We start from the raw sequence: 19,536 nt of genomic DNA, 5'->3' as shown, positions 1-19,536 counted from the left end.
AACCGGCGTCTGCGGGTGATTCCCCGACTGGCGAAGGGCCCGGCGGGTGGTCTGCCGAGATCGGGCTCTGTTTCGCCGAGTATTTCGGCGAAAGCGAGCCCGATGTCCCCTTCAACGGCTCAACAGCACCCCGAATCAGCCGCAGACGCCGGTTACGGCGGGCGCGCCCACCACCCACCGATGGCGTGGAAGCGGTCATCTATACGCGCGGACGGCAACGAGACCGGCACCACCGGAAAGGCGCCCCGCTCCGGCGCCTGAACCCCCGCCACCCACCGGCCCGCACACCGCAGCGAAAGCCCGCCCCCACCCTCCCCACCCGCAGCCCGCCGCCGTGCGACCGAAGGGAGCGAGACGGCGGGACAGCGAAACACCGGCAGCACCACCGCACCCCTCACCCCGCACCCCGCCGACCACCCACCCGCACACCGCAGCGAAGGCCCGCCCCCACCTCCCCATCCGCAGCCCGCATCTCCACCACCAAAGCGAGCGAGACGGCGCGACAGCCGAACCAACAGCGCCTTCACAGGTTTGCCGCGGGCCCGGACGGGCCAAGCCTTACCCGGGAGGTGACCGCGCGCATGGACACCGCGGACGTCGTCGTGATCGGCGCCGGCATCGTCGGCCTGTCCACCGCGTACGCGATCACCCGCGCATCGCCCGGCACATCCGTCCTCGTCCTCGACAAGGAGGACGGCCCCGCACGCCACCAGACCGGCCACAACAGCGGTGTGATCCACAGCGGGATCTACTACCGCCCCGGCTCCCTCAAGGCCCGGTACGCGACACAGGGCGCCGCCGAGATGGTGAAGTTCTGCGCCGGCAACGACATCCCGCACGACGTGACGGGCAAGCTGATCGTCGCCACGGAGCGGGAGGAACTGCCGCGGCTGCACGCCCTCGTCCAGCGGGGGCGGGAGAACGACATCCCCGTACGGGAGCTGGGCCCGGCCCAGATCGCCGAGTGGGAACCGCACGTACGCGGACTGGCGGCGATCCACGTCGGCACGACGGGGGTCTGCGACTTCACCGCGGTCGCCGCGGCCATGGCCCGCCTCACCACCGACGGCAGCCGCGGCGAAGCCCGCATCGCGTACGGCACAAAGGTCCGGGCGCTCCACCGCGACGGGCGGACCGTGATCGTCGAGCCGCACAACGGGCCGCCCGTCCGGGCCGGGGCCCTGGTGAACTGCGCCGGCCTGCACAGCGACCGCATCGCCCGCATGGCCGGCGGCGCGGACGAGGGCGCCGCAGGCGTCCGCATCGTTCCGTTCCGCGGCGAGTACTTCGAGTTGCGCCCCTCCCGGGCGGGCCTCGTCCGCGGTCTGGTCTACCCCGTCCCCGACCCCGCGTTCCCCTTCCTCGGCGTACACCTGACCCGCGGCGTCGACGGCTCCGTGCACATCGGCCCGAACGCCGTGCCCGCCCTCGCCCGCGAGGGCTACCGGCGGCGCACCGTCCACCCCCGCGACCTCGTCGAGACCGCGTCGTTCCCCGGCACCTGGCGGATCGCACGCCGCCACTGGCGGTACGAGGCCACCGAGATCCGCCGGTCGCTGTCGAAGCGGGCCTTCACCGAAACCGTGCGGCGGCTGCTGCCCGACGTGACCGCCGACGACCTGGTGCCCGCGGAGGCCGGGGTGCGGGCGCAGGCCGTGCTGCGCGACGGGACCCTCGTCGACGACTTCCTCATCACGGGCGGCGGACCCTTCGTCCACGTGCTGAACGCCCCCTCGCCCGCCGCCACGGCCTCACTGCCCATCGGCCGGGAGATCGCCCGCAGGGCTCTGGAGGTGCTGGGGCGTACGTAAAATCGACGCATCATGTCGAAGCCCCGCACCCCCCACTTCCCGGGCGGCCCCGCCTCCCACCCGCATCCGGACGCGCACACCGAACAGCGCATCCGCACCTTCCACCCGCGCCGCGGCCGGGTCACCCACGGGCAGCGGGCCGCGCTGGAGCGGCGCTGGTCTCACTGGGGCGTCGACATCGACGGCACCCCGCTGGACCTGGGGAAGCTCTTCGCCGACGCGGACCTCGACGCGGACCGCCCCGTGATCCTGGAGATCGGCTTCGGCATGGGCGACGCCACCGCCGCGATGGCCGCCGCCGACCCCGGCACCGGCATCCTCGCCGCGGACGTGCACACCCCCGGCCAGGGCAACCTCGTCCACCTCGCCGAGCGCGAGGGCCTGCGCAACATCCGGGTCGCCAACGGCGACGCCGTCGTCCTGCTGCGCGACATGATCGCCCCGGGCTCGCTGGCCGGACTGCGCGTCTACTTCCCCGACCCCTGGCCCAAGGCCCGGCACCACAAGCGCCGCATGATCCAGCCCGAGTTCGTGGCGCTCGCCGTGTCGCGGCTGCGACCGGGCGCGACCGTGCACTGCGCGACCGACTGGGAGCCGTACGCCGAGCAGATGCTCGAGGTGCTGCGGGCGGACCCCGACCTGGTCAACGCCTATGAGACGGAGAGCGGCTACGCCGAGCCGCGCCCGGCCTTCCGCCCCATGACCAAGTTCGAGCGCCAGGGCATCGCGAAGGGCCACGTCGTACACGACCTGCTCTTCAAGCGGCGGTGAACGTTCGGCCGCGCGGTAATCCGCAACACCATCGCGCCATGCGGCCGGCGCCCCGTAAGGTCATCGGGTGTCCTCGTACTCGCATTCGTCCGACTCGCCCCTCCCGAGCCCGGCAGCCCGACCGGCCGTACCCGAGTATCCGGAACACCAGCAGCAACCGCAGTTCGCGCTGCCCGCGCCCGGGCAGTGGCACTACAAGCCGCGCCGGCACTTCTGGGAGAACAGGACCTTCCGGCTCGTGGTGCTCTTCGCCGTGCTCGCGCTGTGCGGGGTGATCATCCTCGCCCTGGTGCGCCGGCAGACCGGCACGGAGGGCTTCCTGGTCGGTCTCTTCCTGGCGGTCCTGCCCGTCCCGCTGCTCGCCGGGGCCTTCCTGTGGCTTGACCGGGTGGAGCCGACCCCCCTGCGCAACGCCGTCTTCGCCTTCGCCTGGGGCGCGTGCGCCGCCACGCTGGTCGCCCTCCTCGCCAACGAGTACGCGACCGAGCTGCTCGCCACGACGTTCACGGCCAGCGACTCGCAGAGCGACATCTGGGGCGCCACCTTCGTCGCCCCCGTCGTCGAGGAGAGCGCCAAGGGCGCCGCCATCCTGCTGCTCTTCCTCTTCCGCCGCCGCGACTTCACCGGCATCGTCGACGGCGTCGTCATAGCCGGGCTGACCGCCACCGGCTTCGCCTTCACCGAGAACATCCTCTACCTCGGCTCCGGCTTCGCGGAGGACCAGGCGTACGGGACCGACGGCCTGGGCTCCACGACCGCGGCGATGTTCTTCGTCCGGATCGTGATGACGCCCTTCGCGCATCCGCTGTTCACCTCGCTCACCGGCATCGGCTTCGCCATCGCCGCCACCTCCCGCCCCGGCCGGGCCCGCCGCTGGCTCGCCCCGTTCGGCGGCTGGCTGCTCGCGATGGTCCTGCACGGCACCTGGAACGGCTCCGCCTCGCTCAGCCCGCTCGGCTTCCTCGCCGTGTACGCGACGCTGATGATCCCGCTCTTCGGCCTGCTGGTCTGGCTGGCGATCTGGTCCCGCTCCAACGAGCTGAAGACCATCCGCACCCAGCTGCCGCTGTACGCCATGGCAGGCTGGCTCTCCCTGCCCGAACCGGCCGCGATCGGCTCCATGAAGGGCCGGAGCCTCGCCCGCTCCACCGCCCTCCGCGCGCAAGGCAAGGCCGCCTCCCGTACCGTCCGCGAGTACGTGTCCTTCGCGACCTCGCTCGCCTTCCTGCGCGCCCGCGCCAACCGCGGCGCGGCCGGCTCGGACTTCCAGGCGCGGGAGCAGGAGCTGCTGCACCACCTGTGGGAGCGCAAGGGCGTCGCCCAACCGGCGCTCACCCACGCGGCCCATGTCATCCGCCCGCCGTTCCCGCCCGCGTACGCCTGGGCGGCGCCGCAGCCGGGAGCGCCGTACGGGCCGTATCCGCAGGCCCAGCCCTATGCCCAGCCGTATGCCCATCCGTATGCACAGCCCTACACGCAGCCCTACACACAGCCGTATGCGCAAGGGTGGCCTCAGCAGCCGCAGCCGCAGCCGCAGCCGGGGGCGTACCCGCAGCGGTGGGGGCCGCGGCAGCCGCAGGTGCCGCCGCAGGGGTGGAACCCGCAGGCCTGGGAGTCCTACCGGGATCCCCGGGGCGGACGCCACCGCTGACCCCGGTTGCCGGGCCCCCCGGCCGGGGTTGCAATGACCGTGTGATCCCGCCGACCCGACGCAGGAGCCGTTCCGGCCCGTGTCCCTCCGACCGCACCGGCCGCTCCGGCCGCACCAGTTGGACGCGGACGGCCGTCGTCCTCGTACCGACGCTCGCCGTCGCCACCGCCGCGGTGATCGGCATGGGTGCCGGCATGGTGCCCGTCTCGATGGCGATCTCACCGGCCGCGACCGCCCTGTCCGGCCACAGCATCCAGGTGGCCGCCGACACCCTCACCGGCCGGGGCTTCACCCAGTACGTCACCGTCGACAGCACCGCCGCGGGCGACTTCCCCCAGGCCGTCTCCGCCATCGGCTCCGCCGACCTGCACAACCTGTGCCAGTCCGTGGTCGGCGTCTTCCCCGGCTTCGGCGAGATCACCCTGCGGATCACGGCGGGCACCGACGGCCGGCCCGTCCACGCCGAACGGCTGATCGTCGACACCGACGACCTGACCGGCGACGCCGAGTTCCACGACATCCGGATCGGAGTGGACGCCTCCCGTACGGACACCGAGGGCAGGGCCAAGGGTCCGGCCGGGGCCCCGGGGCTACAGGCCGAGAGCGTCCGCATCGACCGCCTGCGGCAAACCGCGAAGTCCGTGAGCGCCGCGACGTTCACGCTGAACGGCCTGCACATGACGGTCGACAGGGGCGCCAAGCCCTGCTTCTGACCCGAATGGGCGAGTGCGTACGGCTATCGGGGTGATTACGGGCCGGCACCGAGCGACCGATCAGACTTTCCCACGGTTGACCGGACGTGCTGACCACCGAGCCCACCGGGTCCCGGCCCGCCACGTCCCAGGCCGCCGCCGACGCCTCCGGCCGCACCAGCTGGAAGCGACTCGCCCTCGTCATGGTGCCGACGCTGGCCGCCGCGGGAGCCGTCGTCGCGACGATGGCCACCGGTGCGCTGGCCGCGTCCTTCGGGGTCTCCGCCAACTCCTTCACCGTCGCCGGCGAGAGCTTCCAGATCTCCTCGTCCCTTCTGGAGGGCGACGGCTTCGTCCAGTTCGGCGTCCTCGACCGGAGCCGTGACGCGGTCTACCCGGAGGCGCTGTCCGGCATCCGCCGCGCGGTCCTGCACGACCTGTGCCAGTCCGTCGTCCAGCCGGTGCCGGTCATCGGCCCGGTCACGCTCAGGCTGACCGCGGACCCGGCCTCCGCCGAGCGCCTGATCGCGGACGCCCACGACATCAAGGGCGACGCCGTCTTCGAGGACATCCACATCGGCCAGGACGCCTCGACGGTGGACGAGGTCCCCGGCGTCCGGGGCCCGGCCGGGGCCTTCGCCCAGCAGGCGGCCAGTATCCGCGTCCGTGACCTCCGGCAGACGAACCGGTCGGTCAGCGCGGCCACATTCCGGCTGCCGGACCTGCATGTGCAGGTGCTGCGCGGCGACCACTCCTGCTTCTAGGAGGGGCGCCGACCATGACCCGCATGCTGAGCCGCGCCGGGGCCGTCCGGTCCCGCTTCCGCGCCTGGCGCCGCAGCCGTCCCTTCTGGGCCGGCGTGTGGACCCTCCTCGCCGGGGTGGAGATCCTCTCCATCCCGCTCGCCCCCCTCTCGCTCCTGATCCACGAAGGCATCGCCGGCGTCTCCGGCCTGCTCATGGGCCTCTTCCTGGTCATCCTGGGGCTGACGCTGTGGCTCGCCCCGCACTACCGCGCCTTCGCGGGCATCGCCACCCTGGTCTTCTCCGTCGCCTCCCTGGTGCTGTCGAACTTCGGCGGATTCCTCGTCGGCTTCCTGCTGGGCGTCATCGGCGGCGCCATGGCCGTGAGCTGGGTGCCGGACGGGGACGGCGGACGCAGTGGACGGTCCCGGCCGCTGCCCGACTGGGGCGGGGGCGGTGGGAGCGGCGACGCCGGGGCGCCCGGGCCGAGCACCCCGCAGGGCGGAGAGGACGTGCCCCCGGCCCCCGCGGCGCCCCCCGGCGGCGGTACGGGGGAGCCCGCGCCGCCCGCGGCCTCGCTCGAGGCGCCGGCCGCGTCCGAAGGGCCGGCCGCGTCCGAGGGCGCGGGCAACACGGGCACGGGGGCGAGCCGCTCGGCCGACCGCCCGCCCGTACGCCCCACGGCCCTCCGACCGGCGGCGCTGCGCCCGGCGGTCCTGCGCAACCGGGCCGTACGGCTGAGAGCCATCGGGGCGCTCCCGGTCGGCGGGGCGCTGCTGGCCGGCGGGCTGCAGCCGATGGCGCCGATGGCCCTGGCCCACGACGGCGGCTCCCCCAGGGGCGACGGCACCACCGCGTCCGCCGGGTCCGCCAGGTCCGCCGAGGGCTACAGCAGTGCGGGCGAGGCCATGTGCGACGTGCTGGACGGCCTGTACCACTCCCGCAACCCCACTGTGCACGGCACGGGCTCCGCCACGGGGAAGTCCGCACACCGGGCCGCCCCGGGCGGTCTCCACCTCCGGGCCGACGCGCAGGCCCCGCTGCCCGTCCGCGGCTCCGCCGACGTCTCGCCGGGCGGCGCCGGATCCCCCGGTCCCGCCCCGAGGGGCCACGGCCCGGCCCCCGTACCATCCCAGCGCACGGCCCCGCAGCCCCCGTCGGGCGGACTGCTCGGCGCGGTCGGAGACCTGCTGGGCCTGCGCGGCGGACAGCCCTCGTCGCAGGCACCCGCACAACCGCGGCAGGGCGCCGCCCCGTACGCACCGCCCGTTCCCCGCACGGGCGGTTCACCGGGCCGTACCGCCCCGGCCGAGGCCCCGGCACCGTCCCCGGGCACACCGCCCACCGGAATCCTGTCCGGCAACAAGGTCGGCCCCGATTCGCTGCTGGATCTGATCGTCCCCCGCCAGCCCTCCGACGGCGGCATGGACGAACCGCTCTCCCTGCTCCCCGCCCGCATCCGCCTCGGCACCCCGGAGTCCCCCTGGTGCCTGCCGAAGGTCTCCCTGGACCTGTCGATCGGCGCCGCCCGCTACCGCGCCCACGGGCTCACGGCGGAGCAGCCGTTCCGCGTGCTCACCCCACTGCTGGTGCTGACCGGGCTGACGTACCGCGGCATCACGGCCGTCCCCACCCGCGCCGGCGCCGAGCGCGTCCTCGTCTTCACCGCCTGGCGCGCCGACATCGCGAGCCTCCGCCAGACCGCGGGCCTGCTCTCCCCGGCCTGCGCCCGCCACGGCGCCCGCGACTGGACGCCGCCCTTCCACGGGCTCCCGGGGATCGGCCTGCCCCTGCTGGACATCGGGCTGCCCGGCATCGGCCGCGTCTCCCCCGAACCGACGCCCTGGGCCCCCTGCCAGGGCGAACTCGAGTCGGACGCCCGGCCCTGGAGCACCACGACCGCCACCGGCCGCCCCGTGGTCCTGCTCACCCGCGTCCTCAGCGGCAACCTCCTCGGCCTGCTCCCGGTCACCTTCACCCCGGACATGCCGCCCCCGCTGCCGCCGGGGCTCACGATCCCCATCCCGCTCTTCTTCACACAGGTCGTGGCGTACAACCGGCTTCTGACCGCGAACCGGCTCTCGATCCCCGGCCTGCACCAGCGGGCGTCACTCCACTGACTGGCAGACGATGGCCCCGGCCAGCAGCACGGCGGTCAAAGCGGTGACGACAAGAGCCCTGCGGACAACGGACATGACACACCTCGGTGCAGCGACGGATGGTTCGAACAGGCCATAACCTACCGAAGCCAATCCGCCACCCAGCGTCACGCCGCTGCGGTGTGCCACCCGTCCGGACGTACCGGCTCCGGGCTCTCGGACCCTCGCGCCCGAGCGGGGACGAGGGCTCAGGAGGCCCGCTGCCCCCGCACCTGGATCCCGGCCAGCAACTCCCGCGTGGCCGCGGCCACGGCGTCCACCGCCTCCTCGAACGCCTCCCGGTTGTGCGCCGCCGGCGCCCGGAACCCGGAGATCTTCCGTACGTACTGCAGGGCCGCGGCCCGGATGTCCTCTTCGCCGACCTCGGGCGTCATGGGCGGGCGCAGGGTCTTGATGCTTCGGCACATGCCTCCAGTGTGCCCGCGACCACTGTCACGCCCACCCCGTGCGCGGCCGCCGCCCCCACCACCAGCCGCCCTCGCCGCCGGGCGCGGCCGCGTCCTCCACCGTCAACTCCAGGTACCGGCCGTCCACCTCCCCGAGCGACTCCCCGAACAGCTCCGCCACCGGCCCCGGCAGCCTCCGCACCAGCGCCGCCACCCCGTCCCGGCACTTCAGCTCCCCCCGCTGCGTCCCCCGCCCCGCCTCCAGCCGCCGCACCACCCGCTCCCACTCCTCCAAATGCCCCCGCGCCTCCCGCAACGCGCTCCCCTCCACCTCCCACAACGCCTCGTCCACCACCCCGTACGGCGCCCGCCGCAACGCCTCCATCGCCTGCTCGAACCCATCCGTCACCGGCGTCTCGCTCTGCTCCATGCGCCCATGCTGCGCCCGAGGGGCGTGCGCGTCGCGCCGAACGAGCACGCGAGCCGCGAACCGCTCGAACGCCGACCGTCGCCCTTGCCGCAGGCGGCAGAATGGGCGTGTGAGGCGCTTGGAGACGACCCCCCAGATTCGAGCCCGGATGAGCCGGCAGCGCAGCCGGGACACAGGGGTGGAGATGGCCCTGCGCCGCGCCCTCCACGCCGTGGGACTGCGCTATCGCGTACACAAGAGGCCGGTGAAAGGGGTGCGCCGCGAGGCGGACATCGTGTTCGGACCCACGCGTGTCGCTGTCTTCGTGGACGGCTGCTTCTGGCACGGATGCCCACAGCATGCGACATGGCCCAAGAACAACGAGGACTTCTGGCGCGCCAAGATCGAGGGCAACCGCGCCCGTGACCTGGAAACCGACGCCCGTCTGACAGAAGCGGGATGGCTGTCGGTCCGAGTGTGGGAGCACGAGACCGTGGACGCCGCGGTCGTCCGCGTGCGCGCGGCCGTGGAACGGCGTCGCGCCAAGGACTGACACCCGGCTTTCCCGGTCGCCTCGCCCGAACCGATCACCGGCTTCGGCATGATGCCGGGGTCGCTGCGCGCGTCCCGCCATGCCGAGTCGGCGCCCACAACGTACCGGAGAGGCAAATATCTCCACGCCCCCGGGATCCAGGGGGAGATGACGAACTCAACGGACGCTTACGCCCCGCACTTCCCGCCCATCGGAGGAGAGCACTCTCTCTCGGGATCGTCAGGCAGATGCACGACCCACGTCACAACTTCCATTGCAGGACTGTGGCTTAAAGGTTCCTGCACCACTCCCCCGAGCGACCTTCTGTCACCGGCACGCAACACCACGTATCGCCCGAATCGGATCCGACGTTCCTGGTGCGTCACGACATCCAGAGCACCGGAGGAATCCCATGGGTCGAGCCAACGCGGTGACGCGCTACGTGTCGCAGGTCGCGCTTGCCACGTCGACGGCAGTCGCGACGGTGATCAGTTTCTCGACGCCCGCATCGGCCAGTGCGGTGGGCTACGGAAAGGTCACCGGATTCTGCTTCGACGCAAAGGGCGTCGAGCTCTGCCTGCCAACGACGTCCATTGGTCACTTCATCCAGGGTTCAGGGCGCACCATCACCCGACAGGAGGCTTCCGTCCAGGACACTCTCGGCGGTGACACGGCTGGCGGCCGGTGGTGCAACTGGCACATCGACTGGCGGTACTCCGACACGGATGGCCGTACCTACCTCGTCAGCAAGGGGCAAGTTCACCAGAGCTGCGCAGACCTGAGCTCGATGGGCCGCATCGACACGACACGACGGACGTTGAAGCACTACGGAAAGGCGTGCGCCGACTTCTTCGCCGCCGGAGCCAAGCGCGGAACCCAGTGTCACAACATCATCAAGTAGCAAAAGCGGAGCATCAGAATGAGCAATGGCACGCAATCGGCGATGCGGAGCAAGATTCTTCGCGGCGTACTGACAGTCGTGGGGGGGTACGTGGTCGCGGCCATCTTTGTGCCTGTCGGCCTAGCTCTGCTCCCGGATGCCACGCAGAACTCATTTTCCGATGCCGAAGTCGGCTGGTTGGTGTTCCTGATCGGCACAGCACTCAGCGCCCTCGTCTTCTGGGTAACCAGGTCCCGCCAACGTTGATGGTGGCCGCCGGGGCGGCCTATCCGGCGCCCAACTGTGTATACAGTTCCCGCGCTTGCGCCAGGCGCCCCGGACGCCGGTAGCTCATTCACACCAGTCCCGTGAGCAACACCCGCGAATTCGTGACGCCGTGTGCCCGTGTCGGGGACTGTGGGCGGGCGTTGAAGCACTGCGGAGGGGCCCGGCGCGAGTCGGCCCCCGGTGTCGCGACATCGTCAAGAGCAAGGCGGAATCCCGATGAGCAACAAGTCGCCGAATGTGCGGACGGGCCGGTTGATGCGGTGGGTGCTGACGGCCGGGCTCAGCTACCTGGGGGCGATGTTCGTCGTGCTCGGGTGCATGTCGCTGCTGCCGAAGCACACGCAGACGTCGCTGTCGGAGACCGCCGTGGGGTGGGCCGTGCTCGGGGTGAGCGTGGTGCTGTTCACGCTGTTCGCCGGGCGCAGTCGCGGGCGGTCCTGACCAACCCGCACCGCACCCACCCCCGGCGCGGCGCTCACGCCCGCATCCACGCACGCGTGCCGAACGAGCCGCAGGAGCGGGCGGCGATGTCCGCCGCGAAGGCGAGGGCGGCCTCGAAGGTGGGCGGGGTGAGGCGGGTCGTGACGTGGGCCGCGAGGTAGTGGGCGAGGGCGCCGTGGAGGACGTCGCCCGCGCCGAGGGTGTCGACGACCGGGGAGACCTCGGGCACGGGGACCTCCCCGCCGGGCCAGAGGATGGGAGACGGGCCCTGGGTGACGGCGGGCCAGCGCACTCCGGCGTCGCAGAGGAAGGCGAGGGCCTCGGCCGGGGTGGAGGCGCCGGGAGGGCGGAAATCGGCGGAGCAGACGGCGACGTCGATGTAGGGGAGCAGATTGGGCGTGGCGGGGCGCCAGCTGCCCGCGTCCAGGACGGCGGGGACCCCGGCGGCCCGCGCGTGGCGGACGGCGGGGACGGCCAGGGCGGGGTGGTGGGCGTCGACCAGGACGACATCGGCGTCGGCGACCAGGGCGGAGAGGTCGCCGGGCGGGGACACGGAGGTCCGGGACGCCGCGTTGGTGGAGACGACGGCACGGTCGCCCGTGGCGGCGGTGACCAGGATCGTCGACACCGCCGGGGGCTCGGGTGACTCCGCGGTGAGGTTGACGACGTCGACGCCGAGAGCCGCGAGGTCCGCGTCGATCGCGCCGGCGAGGGCGTGGCCGCCGAACGCGGTGAGCAGGACGGCCTCGCCCCCGAGGTGGGCGAAGGTTGCGGCGGCGTTGGCGGCGGGACCGCCCGCGGCGACGGTCTGGGTGCGGGCGTCGAGTTTCTCGTTCGGGGCCGGAACGTGGTCGACGAGCGTGATGACATCGAGAGTGCAGAGGCCTACGAAGAGTGCGCGCATGGGCGCATAGTGGCAGCAGGGGGCGTGCGGTACGCGGTTTACGCGCCTCCTACGGGTGGGGGTGCACCATTTTTCCGGGAGACCCAACGCGCAGTGCGTCGGAACCACTACGCTGAGTGCTCGCAATGGTGCGCGGGGAATGCCGTGAGCAGGAGGACCGCATGGGGAACGCGCGACCAGGTGGGGCAGGTCCGGCGGACGTCGAGGTGGTGCTGGCCAGGGCGCAGAACGCCTTCGACATCGACGACGACGTGCTGGGGCGGCTGGCGACCGCGCTGATGGGCTGCACGGAGCTGGCCTCCTTCCGGCAGCGCAAAGGACCGCCGCGGCGGCTGAGCCGGCGGACGTTGCGGCACGCGTTCCTGCTGGCGGACGGCAGCACGCAGCTTCTGTGGGAGATCGAGCACAACACCGGTCCCGGCGACGAGCCGCTGTACGAGGTCTACTCCGACCCGGCGACGCTGGCCGCGGCCCAGCACGTGATCGACGCGCGCTTCGGGGAGCCCTCGCCGGAGGAGCTGGAGGCGGAGGCGGCGGAGTGGCTGGCCCGGCTGCCGCAGTTGGCGATGGAGCTGACACCCGGGCCCCGGCAGTACACGGAGGCCCACTCCGCGGAGCATGCCTGGCGGGTGCTGCGGCGTGCCGAGAACACCGACGTGCCGGGCGAGGAGCTGCTCACCCGGCTGGGTTCGGCGGTGGGTCATGACATCGCGTACGTCACCGGGCGGCACACCCGGATCGGCACGGGCCGGGTCGCCGGCTGGACGCTGTACGAGCACGCCTTCCTCCTTTCCACCGGTGAGGAGGTCAGCCTCTGGGAGGTCGAGCACACGATGACCCCCGACGGGCGTCCGGTGTGCGAGGTGTACGCCGACGAGACGGCGGCCTGCGACTCCGCGGACGTACGGCTCGAGGCCCTCTAGCCGCCCTCTAGCCGGACGCCGCGGATCCCGGCGGGATCCCGGCGGGATCCCGGCCGGATTGCGGCCGGAGTGCAGCCGGAGGAAATTGGGGCGTAGGCGAGTCGATGGGAGGCGGGAGGTTCCCATGGCGGTCCTGGCGGAGGTCGAGTTCCCCGGCGTGACGGCCCTGCAGTACGAGGAGGCGAACCACCGCGCGGGGTTCGGGCCCGAGCACCCTCCCGCGGGACTGCTCTCGCATGCCGCCGTGATCACCAACGAGGGTCTGCGACTGGTCAATGTGTGGCAGTCCGCGCAGGCGCTGGAGGCCTTCATGGAGATCATGATGCCCGCCGCCAAGGAGTCCGGGTTCCCGGAGCCGAGCGGGCCGCCGAGGGTCTCGGAGCTGTACAACTTCGTCGTTCCCTAGGCGGACCGCGAGGGGGCCCGCGGGAGCGGAGACGACGGACCGGCGGCACTGGTGTCGGGGGGTGTCACCAGGCCGCCGGTGTCTGTGGCGTCGTTCGCCGTCGGGTTGCCCCGGACGGACTCAGACGGAGATGCCCTTGCTGCGCAGCCAGCCCATCGGGCCGATCGGGTCGCCGCCGCCGGGGCGCACCTCCAGGTGCAGGTGCGGGCCGGTGACATTGCCGGTCGCGCCGACGCGGCCGATGGTGTCACCGGTGTTGACCTTGCCGGAGGTGACGATCATCGAGGAGAGGTGGCAGTACCAGAGCTCGGTGCCGTCGTCGAGGGTCAGGATGATGCGGTAGCCGTAGGAACCGGCCCATCCGGCCTCGGTGATGGTGCCGCTGTGGATGGCCTTGACCGGGGTGCCGGTCGGGGCGGCGAAGTCCTGGCCGGTGTGGGTGTTGGCCCACAGCGAGCTGGACTCGCCGAAGCCGGCGGTCAGCGTGTACGAGGAGACCGGCTTGACGAAGCTCTTGGCGAGCTCGGCCAGGCGCTCGGCCTCGAGCTTCTTCGCCGCCTCCGCCGCGGCCTTCTTCTTGGCGGCGGCCTCGGCGCGGACCCGCTCAGCCGCCGCGGACTTGGCGGCCTTGGCGGTGGCCTCCTGCTGCGCCGCGTTCCTGGCGGCCCGGTCGGCGGCGTTCCGCTGCTGCTGGGCCTGGTCGAGGATGCGGTTGCGCAGCGCCTCCCCCGCGTCGGGACGCAGGGCCTCGGCGACGGGCTTGGCCTCGGGGGCGCTGTCGTCGTCGACCAGGGCGCCGATGCCGGGCAGCTGGGACGCGTCGGGCAGGTGGGGAAGGGAGACGGGAAGCGGGTTCTTGCCCTCGGCGGTGGCGACCCCTCCGACGCCCAGCACGGCCACGGCCGCCACTCCGAAGACCGCGGAACCGCGGCCCATGGAACGCTGCTTGGCGACGCGGTGCCGGCCGCGCACGGGGGCGGTGGACTCCTCGGTGGGGTTCCACGGCTCGGCCTGCGGGCCTTCGTAGAGTGCGGCGCCGGACTGCGGGCCGTCCTCGGGCTCGATCTCGCCGAACGGGTGCGCGACGGCGGCTGTCTCGTACGCCTCGCCCGCGGCACCGGTCTCGGGCTCCGTGACGGGCTCGTGCTCCGCGGCGGCCTCGGACTGCGTGGGGGCCTCGGACTGCGTGGCGTTGGCGGCTTCGAACCAGCCGGCGGCCATGTTCCACTGGCCGGTGTCCCAGCCGTCGATCGCGTTCTTCGTCGGCGGCGCCTGCTCGGCAGCCGGGGGGTTCCAGCCGGCTGCGATGTTCCACTCGGCGGTGTCCCACTCGGGGTACGAGGTGACGGACCCCTGTTGCTGTCCGGGTATCAGGGCAGGCTCGTTCGACGCCACTCGGGCGCGCTCCTTTCCTTCCTTCTCGCCTACCGGGTTAGCTGACGGGTTCGGAGCAGGAAGGTCTCCTACGAGGACCGCGAACGGCCCCCGATTCACCCCAGGAAGTGGTTCCCCGGTTCCCGCGGACGGGATTCGGCAAGCGCACGGCGCCGCCCTGTCGGCGGCGGGACGACCGCGCTGCGTTATCGAACGTTAATAGAGGCGCCCGCCAATTCCAAGCCACTCAAGCGAGTTCATGACGGGAATCTATGGGGATGGAAAGGACATTAACGGACATCAGGGCGTGACAGCCGTGACCTACGGGAGATGTGAGTGTGCGTCAGTCGTTATGCGGAAGGGAGCGGCCTGCTCACGAGGAGTGATGGTCACCCCGGGATCCCGCCGCCCAACGCGCGGCCCAGACGGCCGTCGAGACGCCCGGTCGCCACGTCGGCGCCGCGGTGCGCCGAGAGCATTCCGTGCACTTCACGCCGCGGGACCGGGGAGAACGTGACGTAGTGCGCGGTCGCCGGACGCGCCCTGGCGGCCTGCGGCGCGCACCGCGGCGAGGCCGCGCAATCGGAGGCCGCGGCGGACGGCGCGGGCGAGGGTTCCGAGCCGCGACCCTCGGGGCGGTCGCGGAACCAGGCGCGGGGGTCGTGAGGATCGTCACAGTTGACATCCCCGGTGCCGTATGCAGACTGCCGCGCGAGGGCTAAACCCGCCCGGAGCGGGTCATGTTGGGCATCGCGTCCGGTCGGGAAGCGGATCGGGTCCGCGGCGTCGCCGGTCACCAGTCGCCGGTCACCAGTCGCCGGTCACCGGTCACCCGTCACTGGTCACCGCGACGCCCAGGCTCTGCCCGCCGTGGGCGGCGCCCCCGGGGAGCCGGGCCACACCGAAGCGGACACCGGGGCGAGGCTGGCGTCGAGCCGGTTGCAGGCGTGGGACCAATTGCGCATCAGCGCACTCCGCCCTCCGTGAACCGGGCGAGGACGACCGCTCAGTCCGCTTCCGGGGATTCCGGGTTGAGGTTGTCGGCCACCGAGCCGGCCGAGCTCGTCCAGGCCCTCGCGCAGCCCGTCCTCGGTGCCGATGTAGCGGGCCGTCGCCGTCGGCGAGTTCGACCCCCGCGGCCCAGAAGGTCTCCAGGGTGTTGACGGTCAGGCCCTCATACGCCCGCAGTTGGGTGGTGCGGGCGGCACCGGTGACCCGTCCCGTCCCCGTGGCGTCGGCCCCTCCCATGTACCCCGGGCCGGCCCGTCCCGGGGCGCCGCACGGCAGGCGCACACGCGGCTTCCGGGGCGGGCCTCCGGAGGACACGCCGCGGGACCGGGCGGATCGTGCACGGCACCGCGTACGGCGCCCTGTGCGGCCGATGCCGCCGGAACGCGGGCCCCGACCCGCGCCGGGCCCCGTACGCGCGGAACCGGACCACCGCGCCCACCGGCGGGGCGTGCGGCCCAGGAACGCCCGCGCCGCACGCCCGGCCGCGCCCCGGGGAACGTCACCGCGGACGTCACCGCGGACGCCACCGCGGACGCCCCCAACGGCACGGCCCGGGACGTGACCCGGGACGTGACCTGCGGGCCGATCCGCGCCGGGCCGCCTCATGATCGGCCGCCCATACTGGAACACATGGAGCACAACGCCGAGCTCAGGGACTTCCTGCGGGCCCGCAGGAACCGGCTGAGCCCGCAGGACGCCGGCATCACCGTCAGCGGTGCGCCGCGCCGTGTGCCGGGGTTGCGGCGGGAGGAGCTGGCGCGGCTGGCCGGGGTGAGCACCGATTACTACACCCGATTGGAGCAAGGCCGGCACCTCAATGTCTCGGAGGCGGTGCTGGACGCCGTCGCCCGCGCCCTGCGGCTGGACGCCGCAGAGCGCGCGCACCTCTTCGAGCTGGCGCGGCACCGCACCCCGCCCCGCCGCCGGCCGCAGCGGCCGCAGCGCGTGCGCCCCGAGGTCTACCGCGTACTGGACCTGCTCGACGACCGCACCCCCGCGCTCGTCGTCGGCCGCCGCACGGACGTACTGGCCGCCAACCGGCTGGCCCGCACGCTGATCACCGACTTCGACGCGCTTCCGCACCGGGACCGCAACGTCGCCCGCTTCATGTTCCTCGACGACGCGGCGCGCGACCTGTACCGCGAATGGGACAAGCACGCCGCCGAGACGGTCGCCGCCCTGCGGCTGGACGCGGCGCGCCACGCGGACGACCCGGGGCTGACCGAGCTGGTCGGCGAGCTGACCATCAAGAGCGGCGAGTTCCGCACCTGGTGGGCCGACCACAACGTGCGGCAGAAGTCGCACGGGGTGCGGCTCTACCACCACCCCGTCGTCGGAGACCTCACCCTGTCGTACGAGAACGTGCTCTTCCCCGGCGACAGCGACCAGGTCATGTGCATCCACACGGCCGAACCCGGCTCCACGTCCGAGGCGGCCCTGCAGCTGCTGGCCGCCTGGACGGGATCCGAGGCGACGGCGAGCGGGTTCCCCGACCCCGAGCCCGACCCCCGGTGACGGCGTGAGGGCGGCACCGGCGTCGCGCCGGTGCCGCCCTCACCATGGGTGCGTCAGCAGCCGTCCGGCTTGATGCGGACGATCTGCGGGTCGTGGTCGCTCGCCTGGTCGGCGAACTCCGCGTTGATGTGGACGACGTCGTAGTCGAAGTCGCGCAGCGCCGGGCTGAGCAGGATGTGGTCCAGCGACTGCGAGTTGCCTTCGTAGACGTAGGTGTAGCGCTCGGACTTCGGGAGCGTGGTCAGCAGGTCCTTCAGCACGCCGCCCGAGGTGAGCGTGGACACCGTGTCGGAGAACTCGTAGTCGTTGAGGTCGCCGAGGACCACGACGTTGGCGTGCTTGTCGGCGGCCAGCAGCGACTTCACGAAGGTGTTGACCTCGGTGGCCTGCAGCTTCCGCTGGGTCTCCGAGCTGCGCACGGGCTGCTGGTAGCGGCTGTGCAGCGGCTGGTCGCCGCCCTTGGAGTTGAAGTGGTTGGCGATGACGAAGACCGGCTCGCCGTGGAAGCGGAACTCGCCGACCAGCGGCTTGCGGCTGGCGTTCCAGGCCTCGCTGGTCGGGTTGATCCGGCCGGGCGAGACGGACAGCTGCGGGCCCTTGCGGGTCTTGACCGCCGTGACCGCCGTGGTGGCGTCGCCGCCCGCGCGGTCGGTGAACTGCACGCGGTGCGGGTTGAAGAGGAAGACCTGCCGGATGTTGCCGCCCGGCTCGCCGCCGTCCGTGCCGTTCGCCGGGTCGACCGAGCGCCAGCTGTAGCGGGGACCGCCGGCCGCGACGATCGCGTCGACGAACTTCTGGACGGTCTGGTCGGCGGCGACGGTGCCGTCGTCGGTGGCGCCGTTGTTGTCCTGGATCTCCTCCAGCGCCACGATGTCGGGCGAGGAGAGGTGGGTGACGACACCGTCGGCCAGCCGCGCGAACTTGTCCGCGGGGTCGGTGGGGTCGAGGTTCTCCACGTTGTACGTGGCGACCGCGAGCTCGCCGCCCTTCTGCTTGCGGGTGACCTCGCGCTTGAGGTTGTTGTCGACCAGCGTGCCCAGCTGGGTGGCCTGCAGGTTGTAGCCGCCGAAGCCGTCGTAGTCGATGGTGCCGGTCGTGGTGCCCGCCAGCTTGTCGCCGACGTCGGCGGTCGGGACGTCGGCGGCCGAGTCGAGCGACATGACCTTGAGCCGGCCGGTGTTGGGCTGCTCGTACGAGCCGTAGACCGTGCCGCCGCGCCGGGTGGGGTTCTCGGCGGCCTTCACCGTCACCCAGACCTCGTGGTACTGGGTGGTGCCGCCGGTGACACGGGCGTCGGAGAACCGCGCGAGCTCGCCCTCGTGGGCCTCGTAGAAGTCCAGCGCGTACGCGGCCGGGTCGAGCGGCAGGTCCTCGATGCTGCCGCCGCCCGCGTCGGGCGCGTACGCCGCCGGGACGGTCTCCGCGGCCAGGGTGACGGGCGCGGGCAGGGCGTTGCCGCCGGAGAGCACGGTGGAGGTCGGACCGGTGATCTCGGTGACCGACTGGGTGGTGCTGCTCGGGTAGTACTCGGTGACCTTGCCGGTCACCAGCACCTTGTCGCCGACGGCGACGGTGGGCGTGGCGGAGCCGGTGTAGACGAACACGCCCTCGCTGGTGCGGGCGTCGGCGTCGGCCTCCGGATCCTGGATCCAGTAGCCCTTGGAGCCGGTGGTGCGGACGCCGGTGACGATGCCCGGGACCCGGGTGACGGTCTGGCCCTTGAGCGGGGAGACCCGGGTGGTGCCCTGGATGTCGTGGATCCGGGTGGTGCCGGGCTCGGTCGGCTCGGGGGTCGGCGTCGGGTCCGGGGTGCCGCCGCCCGGGGTCTGCCCGGCGGCGTTGACCGGGGTCGGCGCGCCGGCGGTGAGGTCGGCGGCGTTGTCGTCGGTGTCGGCCAGGGACGCGCCGCGGGCGACGGAGGCGGTGTTGCTCGCGCCGGCCGCGGGGCCGCTGCCCTCGCGCACGACCGCGGTGCCGTAGCCGACGAGGTCGACCACGCGCGGGTCGGCGGTGCAGTCGGCGGCGGTGATGCAGGTCAGCGGGGTGGTGCCGTTGACCAGGGCGATGGTGCCGGCGGTGCCGCTCATCGCGATCGAGCCACTGGCGTCGGCGGCCGGCAGGGGCGTCGTGCCGCCGGTGCCGGCGGACTCCGACACGAGGTAGCGGCCGCCGGGGGCGATCGCCCCGGTCAGCGCGGTCGCCTGCCACTTGGAGGAGGCGGACGGCGTACCGGGCAGGTACTGCACGCTGTAGCCGGACAGGTCGTACGCGGCCGAGCCGGCGTTCGCGAGCTCCACGAAGTCGTTGGTCAGCGTCGCGCCGGAGTTGCCACCGCCGCCGTACACCTCGGCGACGACCGCCTCGCTGGAGGGGGTCGCGTGAGCGGCGGGCAGCCCGGTCAGAACGACGGACGCGGCGATTCCGGTCGATATGAGCGCGAGCGCCGCGGCGCGGCTGCGGTGTCGGCTCGGTCTGGCGATCGGCACGAGGGTTTCTCCTATCGGGTCCAACAGCCCGTCAACCACGGGCAGCGCACGGCGGACCGGCTCAAGTTACGCGCGTAGAAACGGACATGACAAGGGCAATGAGGTTAATTCTGCGAGTCCGCGGTGGCGTAACCGCGACACCGGACCCGCCCGT

The 19,536-nt window shown here is 72.7% G+C and carries 18 protein-coding genes and 1 riboswitch; of the genes, 13 read left to right on the top strand and 5 right to left on the bottom strand.

The features are described from left to right. Window positions 1-581 precede the first annotated feature (581 nt). From lhgO to AB0F62_RS00450, 6 genes are all read left to right on the top strand, one after another. Window positions 582-1,811: an L-2-hydroxyglutarate oxidase gene (lhgO, locus tag AB0F62_RS00475; RefSeq protein WP_361790213.1), complete on the top strand. Its 1,230-nt coding sequence runs from the start codon at window positions 582-584 to the stop codon at window positions 1,809-1,811. A 12-nt stretch (window positions 1,812-1,823) separates the two neighbouring features. Continuing rightward, window positions 1,824-2,582, top strand: coding sequence for a tRNA (guanosine(46)-N7)-methyltransferase TrmB (gene trmB / locus AB0F62_RS00470; RefSeq protein ID WP_361790210.1), 759 nt, complete (start codon window positions 1,824-1,826; stop codon window positions 2,580-2,582). 67 nt (window positions 2,583-2,649) lie between these two features. Next, complete coding sequence (locus tag AB0F62_RS00465; RefSeq protein WP_361790207.1) at window positions 2,650-4,233, top strand: PrsW family glutamic-type intramembrane protease; 1,584 nt, start codon at window positions 2,650-2,652, stop codon at window positions 4,231-4,233. 41 nt (window positions 4,234-4,274) lie between these two features. Beyond that, entirely contained in the window at window positions 4,275-4,946 is a 672-nt protein-coding gene (locus AB0F62_RS00460) for a DUF6230 family protein (RefSeq protein ID WP_361790204.1), read from the top strand. Window positions 4,947-5,032: 86 nt separating this feature from the next. Beyond that, the gene (locus tag AB0F62_RS00455) at window positions 5,033-5,689 is read left to right on the top strand and encodes a DUF6230 family protein (RefSeq protein WP_361790201.1); all 657 of its coding nucleotides are present in this window, start codon (window positions 5,033-5,035) and stop codon (window positions 5,687-5,689) included. A gap of 14 nt (window positions 5,690-5,703) precedes the next feature. Continuing rightward, complete coding sequence (locus AB0F62_RS00450; RefSeq protein ID WP_361790198.1) at window positions 5,704-7,788, top strand: DUF6114 domain-containing protein; 2,085 nt, start codon at window positions 5,704-5,706, stop codon at window positions 7,786-7,788. Window positions 7,789-8,015: 227 nt separating this feature from the next. Here AB0F62_RS00450 and AB0F62_RS00445 read toward each other — a convergent pair whose 3' ends face one another. Next, window positions 8,016-8,234 carry a DUF2277 domain-containing protein gene (locus tag AB0F62_RS00445; RefSeq protein WP_361790195.1) on the bottom strand — a complete coding sequence of 73 codons (219 nt, stop codon included), beginning with the start codon at window positions 8,232-8,234 and terminating at the stop codon, window positions 8,016-8,018. Between the two features lie 25 nt (window positions 8,235-8,259). Then, window positions 8,260-8,643, bottom strand: coding sequence for a hypothetical protein (locus tag AB0F62_RS00440; protein ID WP_361790192.1), 384 nt, complete (start codon window positions 8,641-8,643; stop codon window positions 8,260-8,262). A 109-nt stretch (window positions 8,644-8,752) separates the two neighbouring features. Here AB0F62_RS00440 and AB0F62_RS00435 point away from each other — a divergent pair, with 109 nt between their 5' ends. The 4 genes from AB0F62_RS00435 (at window position 8,753) to AB0F62_RS00420 (ending at window position 10,763) form a co-directional block, all read left to right on the top strand. Beyond that, the gene (locus tag AB0F62_RS00435) at window positions 8,753-9,175 is read left to right on the top strand and encodes a very short patch repair endonuclease (RefSeq protein WP_361790189.1); all 423 of its coding nucleotides are present in this window, start codon (window positions 8,753-8,755) and stop codon (window positions 9,173-9,175) included. A gap of 391 nt (window positions 9,176-9,566) precedes the next feature. Next, entirely contained in the window at window positions 9,567-10,055 is a 489-nt protein-coding gene (locus AB0F62_RS00430; protein ID WP_361790186.1) for a hypothetical protein, read from the top strand. An 18-nt stretch (window positions 10,056-10,073) separates the two neighbouring features. Beyond that, entirely contained in the window at window positions 10,074-10,301 is a 228-nt protein-coding gene (locus AB0F62_RS00425) for a hypothetical protein (RefSeq protein WP_361790183.1), read from the top strand. A gap of 237 nt (window positions 10,302-10,538) precedes the next feature. Continuing rightward, a complete protein-coding gene (locus tag AB0F62_RS00420; RefSeq protein ID WP_361790180.1) occupies window positions 10,539-10,763 on the top strand; it encodes a hypothetical protein in 225 nt (74 codons plus the stop codon). A gap of 34 nt (window positions 10,764-10,797) precedes the next feature. Here AB0F62_RS00420 and AB0F62_RS00415 read toward each other — a convergent pair whose 3' ends face one another. Continuing rightward, window positions 10,798-11,667, bottom strand: a complete 870-nt coding sequence (locus tag AB0F62_RS00415) for a PfkB family carbohydrate kinase (protein WP_361790177.1) — start codon at window positions 11,665-11,667, stop codon at window positions 10,798-10,800. Window positions 11,668-11,828: 161 nt separating this feature from the next. Between AB0F62_RS00415 and AB0F62_RS00410 the strand changes: the two genes are divergently transcribed. Together AB0F62_RS00410 and AB0F62_RS00405 are read left to right on the top strand one after the other, a co-directional pair. Continuing rightward, entirely contained in the window at window positions 11,829-12,590 is a 762-nt protein-coding gene (locus tag AB0F62_RS00410; RefSeq protein ID WP_361790174.1) for a DUF6227 family protein, read from the top strand. Window positions 12,591-12,714: 124 nt separating this feature from the next. Beyond that, window positions 12,715-12,996 (top strand): hypothetical protein, encoded by a 282-nt coding sequence (locus AB0F62_RS00405; protein WP_361790171.1) that lies wholly within the window; start codon window positions 12,715-12,717, stop codon window positions 12,994-12,996. Window positions 12,997-13,116: 120 nt separating this feature from the next. On the opposite strand, the gene AB0F62_RS00400 is transcribed toward AB0F62_RS00405, so the two are convergent. Further along, window positions 13,117-14,061 (bottom strand): M23 family metallopeptidase, encoded by a 945-nt coding sequence (locus tag AB0F62_RS00400; protein WP_361790768.1) that lies wholly within the window; start codon window positions 14,059-14,061, stop codon window positions 13,117-13,119. 341 nt (window positions 14,062-14,402) lie between these two features. Next, window positions 14,403-14,542, bottom strand: a riboswitch (cyclic di-AMP (ydaO/yuaA leader). Window positions 14,543-16,011: 1,469 nt separating this feature from the next. On the opposite strand from AB0F62_RS00400, the gene AB0F62_RS00395 reads away from it, so the two are divergent. After that, window positions 16,012-16,896 (top strand): helix-turn-helix transcriptional regulator, encoded by an 885-nt coding sequence (locus tag AB0F62_RS00395; protein ID WP_361790169.1) that lies wholly within the window; start codon window positions 16,012-16,014, stop codon window positions 16,894-16,896. 53 nt (window positions 16,897-16,949) lie between these two features. On the opposite strand, the gene AB0F62_RS00390 is transcribed toward AB0F62_RS00395, so the two are convergent. After that, the gene (locus tag AB0F62_RS00390; protein WP_361790166.1) at window positions 16,950-19,382 is read right to left on the bottom strand and encodes an endonuclease/exonuclease/phosphatase family protein; all 2,433 of its coding nucleotides are present in this window, start codon (window positions 19,380-19,382) and stop codon (window positions 16,950-16,952) included. Window positions 19,383-19,536 lie beyond the last annotated feature (154 nt).

Source organism: Streptomyces sp. NPDC026673 (genome assembly GCF_040638135.1).
In the GTDB taxonomy this organism is placed as follows: domain Bacteria; phylum Actinomycetota; class Actinomycetes; order Streptomycetales; family Streptomycetaceae; genus Actinacidiphila.
The sequence above is the reverse complement of the archived record's forward strand: the minus strand, read 5'-3'. Positions and strand labels throughout refer to the sequence as shown.

What these genes read in the sequence shown, in the direction of transcription:
- lhgO (WP_361790213.1), top strand. Translation starts at nt 582, where the DNA reads ATGGACACCGCGGACGTCGTCGTGATCGGCGCCGGCATCGTCGGCCTG.
- trmB (WP_361790210.1), top strand. Translation starts at nt 1,824, where the DNA reads ATGTCGAAGCCCCGCACCCCCCACTTCCCGGGCGGCCCCGCCTCCCAC.
- AB0F62_RS00450 (WP_361790198.1), top strand. Translation starts at nt 5,704, where the DNA reads ATGACCCGCATGCTGAGCCGCGCCGGGGCCGTCCGGTCCCGCTTCCGC.
- AB0F62_RS00445 (WP_361790195.1), bottom strand. Translation starts at nt 8,234, where the DNA reads ATGTGCCGAAGCATCAAGACCCTGCGCCCGCCCATGACGCCCGAGGTC.
- AB0F62_RS00440 (WP_361790192.1), bottom strand. Translation starts at nt 8,643, where the DNA reads ATGGAGCAGAGCGAGACGCCGGTGACGGATGGGTTCGAGCAGGCGATG.
- AB0F62_RS00430 (WP_361790186.1), top strand. Translation starts at nt 9,567, where the DNA reads ATGGGTCGAGCCAACGCGGTGACGCGCTACGTGTCGCAGGTCGCGCTT.
- AB0F62_RS00425 (WP_361790183.1), top strand. Translation starts at nt 10,074, where the DNA reads ATGAGCAATGGCACGCAATCGGCGATGCGGAGCAAGATTCTTCGCGGC.
- AB0F62_RS00420 (WP_361790180.1), top strand. Translation starts at nt 10,539, where the DNA reads ATGAGCAACAAGTCGCCGAATGTGCGGACGGGCCGGTTGATGCGGTGG.
- AB0F62_RS00415 (WP_361790177.1), bottom strand. Translation starts at nt 11,667, where the DNA reads ATGCGCGCACTCTTCGTAGGCCTCTGCACTCTCGATGTCATCACGCTC.
- AB0F62_RS00410 (WP_361790174.1), top strand. Translation starts at nt 11,829, where the DNA reads ATGGGGAACGCGCGACCAGGTGGGGCAGGTCCGGCGGACGTCGAGGTG.
- AB0F62_RS00405 (WP_361790171.1), top strand. Translation starts at nt 12,715, where the DNA reads ATGGCGGTCCTGGCGGAGGTCGAGTTCCCCGGCGTGACGGCCCTGCAG.
- AB0F62_RS00395 (WP_361790169.1), top strand. Translation starts at nt 16,012, where the DNA reads ATGGAGCACAACGCCGAGCTCAGGGACTTCCTGCGGGCCCGCAGGAAC.